This window comes from Photobacterium sp. OFAV2-7, from assembly GCF_022347985.1.
Lineage (GTDB): Bacteria > Pseudomonadota > Gammaproteobacteria > Enterobacterales > Vibrionaceae > Photobacterium.
Genome location: NZ_JAKRFQ010000372.1, coordinates 1 through 4,732 on the forward strand (window position 1 = coordinate 1; position 4,732 = coordinate 4,732).

Sequence of the window (4,732 nt, forward strand, 5' to 3'; positions counted from 1 at the left end):
CATCGCAGCAGCTCATTATCCGTGGTACGGAAACGCCACTCGCTTTGTACTTCAACCGTCATCGATGACTCTGAATCTTCCAGGACCTTAAACTGGAAGAACTGCTGAGCATGTTTGACTTCTTCCAGCCCAGGATGCGGTGTCCTGTCAGGAAATACCAAGCCATTGATACAGAACTGACGATCATTTTGCTCATCCCCAAAATCACCGCCATAAGCCCAGTAATGCTGGCCCTGCTCATCCCATTTACTTATTCCCTGATCGACCCAGTCCCAGATAAATCCACCTTGCAGACGAGGAAATTCGCGGAAGGCTTGCCAGTATTTGTCAAAGCTTCCCAAACTATTACCCATCGCATGGGCATATTCACATAGGATCAAGGGACGGTTTTCATCCGGACGGGAAATCCAGTTTTTAATGGCCCATTTTGGTACCGCATCAAATGGCTGATCTTGATCAACACGAGAATACATAGGGCAAATAATATCTGTGGCAGAGGTATCAGCACCTCCCCCCTCATATTGCACCGGGCGCGAAGGATCAAAATCTTTAGCCCATGCGTGCATGGCATTGTGCGTACTTCCATGGCCAGACTCATTACCCAGCGACCAGATAATCACTGAAGGATGGTTCTTATCACGCTCAATCATCTGGGTCAGTCGAGTCATGAATGCATGTGTCCAGCTTGGATCAGAAGCCAGCCGCCCCATCGGAAACATCCCATGGGTTTCGATATTGGCTTCGTCACAAACATATAGCCCCAGCTCGTCACATAATTCATACCAACGAGGGTGGTTCGGATAATGGGCAGTCCGAACGGCATTAAAATTGTATTGCTTCATCAGCTTGATATCGCGGATCATATCGGCTTCAGTCACAACATGACCATGCTCAGGATGGTGTTCATGACGATTGGCCCCACGAATAAGCAAAGGTTGGCCATTCAAGCGAAGCTGCCCTCCACGTATTTCTACGGTTCTAAAACCAACATCATAGGCTTCAATATCAACCACATCGCCATTTTCATTCAACAGGCTAACAACACAGCGATACAGGCTCGGGACTTCGGCACTCCACTTTTTAGGATCCCGCACGTCCAACCGATGGAAGCACACATCGCTCCAACCGCCTTTTTCATCGACAACCCGATCATTCGCTTTCGCTGTCAATGGCTCTGAAACGGCATTGTGTCCATCAAACAATTGGATCTGAACCTGATACGACTCAGGCCCTGCAAAACGGGTTTTAACATCAAGCCAGCCGTCGCGGTAGCAGGCATCAAGGTTAGGGGTAATAAACACATCTTTGATTTGATGTACAGGTTTGGTTAACAGGGTTACATCACGGAAAATCCCGCTGAGCCACCACATGTCCTGATCTTCTAAGTAACTACCGTCGCTCCAGCGCAGTACCATTACCGCCAGGGTATTACTACCTTCAACTAGGTACGGGGAAAGATCAAACTCTGCCGGTAGACGGCTATCTTGTGAATAGCCCACCCAACGGCCGTTACACCACAAGTAGAAAGCCGAGTTAACCCCGTCAAAAATAATTCGGTTTTGCTGCTCAAGTTGCTCTGCTGTAATTACAAAAGATGTACGGTAGCAGCCAGTAGGGTTCTTGTTAGGCACAAAAGGCGGATTCACATCAAATGGATATTTAATGTTGGCATAAATCGCTTTATCAAAACCCAGCAGTTGCCAGTTTGAAGGAACTGGAATCATCTTCCAACCACTGGCATCAAGCGTTGTTTCAGTAAAATCGGCTGGCACCTCTTCCGGCGCTGCAAACAGCTGAAACTGCCAATCACCATTTAGCAGGACACGCTGCGTTGATTGTTTGGTTAATGCTTCATCCTGTGAGCTAAAGCCAAATAAAGGGCTATGCGCTGCGATACGGTTGACCTGAACCGACTGTGGATTTTCCCAGTCTCTACGTGTAAGAACTTCAGCAAATGTTGTCATATTTCGATCTTTCATCCTGAGGCGGCTAACTGCCACCTGAATTTTTATTATTACAGCACCTGAACATGCAGCAGTATTACAGATTCAGTCTCTAACACTGACATCGTTAAGCCTACTTCATTGAATAACTCTCAAGTCACCAGCAGCAATAAACCCCAACCCCTGGTTCTGAAGGCACTTGCCCCAAGATCCAATTTCCAGCATAAAATAGGAGGTGATAATAAGGCTGGCTACGTTACTTGGGAGGTGAACAAGTTGACCGTTCATCCCTTAGCCTTTCTCGCTTCTCTTGCGAAAGACGGGCACTTCCGAAGAAGCGCCCGATTCATTAGTAAACTTCAGCGACAATAGCCAATGCTATTTGATTAATTTGTCTCAGTTGCCGCCTCCAGTTCTTCGTTCTTACCAAATACAAGCTCAGCCTTATTCTTGAATACAAACTTATTCACACCAAGAGCAAAGATGACACAGGCAATCAGAGTGACAAACATTAAGTGAATATAGTGAATAGGCGTCCAGCCAAAGGTAAAGAAACCATACAGCGCAGTACCAAATACCACTGACATAATCACCGCTTCTGCACGAACATTACGGAACAGTAGGCCGGTAATAAATGCTGACAGAATCGGCATACTTAGTAGACCATTTAGCTGCTGTAGTAAGTTAATCAAGCTGTCTGCGGTTGCAAATGCTGGAACAAGGAACACTGCTAGCAGTACAAAGCTGATTGATACAACAGTACTCAGGCGTTTTACATTTGGTGTTTCATTGAAGTATTTCTGGTGAATATCACATACATAAAGTGCTGCGGATGAGTTCAGTACAGAGTTAAAGCTAGTTAATACCGCCGCTGCCATCACGGCTGCAAATGCACCAGATAACCAGCTAGGCAATAGATCACCGACAATACGCCCATATGCCGCATCACCGATTTGGCCATATAGTTTGTAAGAGACAATACCAGGGATAACCACAATTGCCGGTACGATGAGGATACGAATGAAAGCTGCTGCAAATACGCCTTTCTGTGCTTCTTTAACATTCTTAGCTGCCATCGCACGCTGAGTAATGGTCTGGTTCGTGCTCCAGTAGAAAATCTGGATAAACAACATACCGGTAAACAGAGTTGGCCATGGCACTGGCGAATCTGGACCACCAATCAGTGTTAGACGTTCTGCAGGAATGCCCGAGAAGTCAAAGTTAATCGCACTCAGCGCTAGGATTACAATCAGAACGGCCATCACCAGAAGACCAACACCGCTGAAGGTATCCGATACGGCAACAGCACGTAATCCACCAAAAATTGCGTAAGCCGAGCCGACAACAGCAAACATAATGGCGATAGGCATCAGACCAATCTCAACATTAAACATGGTCTGCATAAATAGCGCACCACCATATAGCATTGCTGGCAGATAGATAAAAATGTTTCCAAGCAAGAAAAGGCTACCTACCGTCGCACGAATGTGCTTACTGTTATAGCGACGCTCAAGTAATTCCGTCGTTGTCGTACAATTATACTTGTAGTAAATCGGTACAAAGACTTTTGCCAGAATTAACAAGCCAATAAAGCCACATAACTCCCAGATTGCAAGTAGTGCCATCTGGTTACCATTCATGCCCACCAATTGGTCGGTACTTAAGTTAGTCAGTGTAATAGAGCCGGCGATAAATACCCAAGACAGGCCACCACCTGCCAGAAAGTAATCTTTTGTTCCATCACCACGCGGGCCGGCCTCGGCACACTTGCGATACGTTAAATAGCCGACCAGCGCTGTGAGTGCGAAGAACACTACGAGCTGAATTGCTGAATCCATGGTTAATTCCTCATTTGTAGAGCTGTTTCATGTTATTGATGAAGCTAAAACACACATAAAGTGGAAACGTTTACACAATTTAACAATAAAAAACGAGAATAAATCTCGACTAGTTCTTGCTAAGCTATAAATCCCTTTCTGCTTTACATTGTGAGTAAGCTTAGTATGTGTTAGCGAAATGATCTGTGATCAAAGCGACACTAATGGAAACGTTTACCCTAATAATGATTATTTAATGTAAAACTACGATTTGATCACATTTTTCTGACAGCTCTGATCCTAAGCCAAGAGAATAGTTCCATTGAAACATGTGAGTAAGCAAGAGATAAACCTTGTCACTCATCTCAAAACCAGTCCTATATTGGGCCTCTTATTTAATTTATGACCTCATTATGATAACGTTTACATATCGTTGTGATATGATTAGTAAGAGATTAGAACCTACAAACCCTTCAATAATGTAATCTCGATTTGCCTTATTTTCACAACCAATGTTTAATGACGTGGCTGGCAATATAGAGGTAATTTATGGCAACTATAAAAGATGTAGCAAAAGAGGCCGGAGTTTCCGTTGCGACTGTTTCAAGAGTCATCAACAAGTCTCCCAAGGCCAGCCTAAAGGCGATAGACGCTGTCAATCAGGCTATGCGCGAACTGGGGTATCGTCCAAACGCCAATGCACGCGCCTTGGTCAGTCAATCGACCAATACCATGGGAATACTGGTGGGTGATGTCTCCGATCCTTTTTTCGGTGCCCTAGTTAAAGCTGTCGACGGTGTAGCCCGCCACAATGGCAAACATCTTCTAATCGGTAATGGTTACCATCATGCTGATACCGAACGAGAAGCCATTGAGCTACTAATCAATAGCCGTTGTGAATCTTTAGTGATTCATAGCAAAGGGCTAAGTAACGACGAGCTGATTGCCTTTGCTCAAGAAGTACCTGGCATG

At 45.1% G+C, this 4,732-nt stretch carries 3 protein-coding genes; 1 reads left to right on the plus strand and 2 read right to left on the minus strand.

All coding sequences use genetic code 11. The annotated features are described in order from the left end of the window. Positions 1-1,964, minus strand: a 1,964-nt coding sequence (locus MHN01_RS16975; protein ID WP_304622868.1) for a glycoside hydrolase family 2 TIM barrel-domain containing protein, incomplete at its 3' end; no start/stop codon positions are given. 365 nt (positions 1,965-2,329) lie between these two features. Beyond that, positions 2,330-3,781, minus strand: a complete 1,452-nt coding sequence (locus tag MHN01_RS16980; protein ID WP_239412425.1) for an SLC5 family protein — start codon at positions 3,779-3,781, stop codon at positions 2,330-2,332. Positions 3,782-4,309: 528 nt separating this feature from the next. On the opposite strand from MHN01_RS16980, the gene MHN01_RS16985 reads away from it, so the two are divergent. After that, positions 4,310-4,732, plus strand: a 423-nt coding sequence (locus MHN01_RS16985; RefSeq protein WP_239412426.1) for a LacI family DNA-binding transcriptional regulator, incomplete at its 3' end; no start/stop codon positions are given.

Excerpts from the sequence above, each read along its gene's own strand:
- MHN01_RS16980 (WP_239412425.1), bottom strand. The coding sequence starts at position 3,781 with ATGGATTCAGCAATTCAGCTCGTAGTGTTCTTCGCACTCACAGCGCTG.